Consider the following 1,116-nt stretch of genomic DNA (forward strand, 5'->3'; position numbering starts at 1 on the left):
AACCTCGGCATCCAAAAAGGCTGGATCAAATAACCGCAACACGCCCGGAAAAGACACACTTTTCTTTACTTAACCCCCGACGCCCAGCGCACCACTAACCAAAAGCAAAAAACGCCAGCTCCAACCGGAACTGGCGTTTAGAATTGCGACCCTGACGGGACTTGAACCCGCGACCTCCGCCGTGACAGGGCGGCGCGCTAACCAACTGCGCCACAGGGCCATCATGATTTTTAGTGGTACTCCCAACGGGATTCGAACCCGTGTTGCCGCCGTGAAAGGGCGGAGTCCTAGGCCTCTAGACGATGGGAGCCCGACTTAACGCTGCAAAGAGTTGGCCACTCAATGGCATATTCCGCGTACATCTGCAGTGTATGAACATTGCAATTGCGCGCGCTCTTGGCAACGTAAAGAACTATAGAGGATAAGTACCCTTTTCCCAAAATCCACGGTTGAACTGGAGTTTCTTACTATTTCCGCGGACGCTACTAGTACTCAGATAAGCTCGCAATTATGGCAATTCCGGATTTCATTGTTCAGCTCCGTGAAAAAGTGGGCCACGCTCCGCTCTGGTTCCCCGGTGTCACGGCTATCGTCATTCGCGATGTTCCGCCGAATGCACCGATGTACGCCTTGCCCGAGGTCTTGCTGGTTCGTCGCTCCGATAATGGTGAATGGACCCCAGTCACCGGAATTATCGACCCGGACGAGCAGCCTCACGACGCCGCCGTGCGAGAGGTAAAGGAAGAAACGGGACTCGATGTCACAGTTGAGGCCCTGCTTGGAACTGGCGCCGTTGGCCCTATCGAACACCTCAACGGCGATGTTTCCTCATATCTGGATATCTCCATGCGCTGCAGTGTTGTTGGCGACGACGTCCCCTATGTCGCTGATGATGAATCCACTGATGTCGGATGGTTCCAGATCTCACAGATGCCACCGATGAAGCCACGCTTCCGCTTGATAGTCGCCGATGCAGTGGCGCAGCTTAAGCACCCGGCGGGCTTCAAGCCACGGATGGGCTACCACAAGCGGGAGAAGTAGGGTTAAGTAAAGAAAAGTGTGTCCGCATGCCACCATAACCCCAGACCACACACCACAAATCACCAAAGAATAGCT

Annotated in this window: 1 protein-coding gene and 2 tRNA genes; 1 reads left to right on the forward strand and 2 read right to left on the reverse strand. The window is 54.4% G+C overall.

Features of this window, described 5'->3' with window-relative positions; genetic code table 11:
• Positions 1–146 precede the first annotated feature (146 nt).
• Together QP978_RS10735 and QP978_RS10740 are read right to left on the reverse strand one after the other, a co-directional pair.
• Positions 147–220 (reverse strand) — tRNA-Asp (locus QP978_RS10735).
• A 14-nt stretch (positions 221–234) separates the two neighbouring features.
• Positions 235–310, reverse strand: a tRNA-Glu gene (locus QP978_RS10740).
• 200 nt (positions 311–510) lie between these two features.
• On the opposite strand from QP978_RS10740, the gene QP978_RS10745 reads away from it, so the two are divergent.
• Positions 511–1,041, forward strand: a complete 531-nt coding sequence (locus tag QP978_RS10745) for an NUDIX hydrolase (protein ID WP_284857163.1) — start codon at positions 511–513, stop codon at positions 1,039–1,041.
• Positions 1,042–1,116 lie beyond the last annotated feature (75 nt).

Source organism: Corynebacterium sp. MSK035 (genome assembly GCF_030232615.1).
Classification (GTDB): Bacteria; Actinomycetota; Actinomycetes; order Mycobacteriales; family Mycobacteriaceae; genus Corynebacterium; species Corynebacterium jeikeium_D.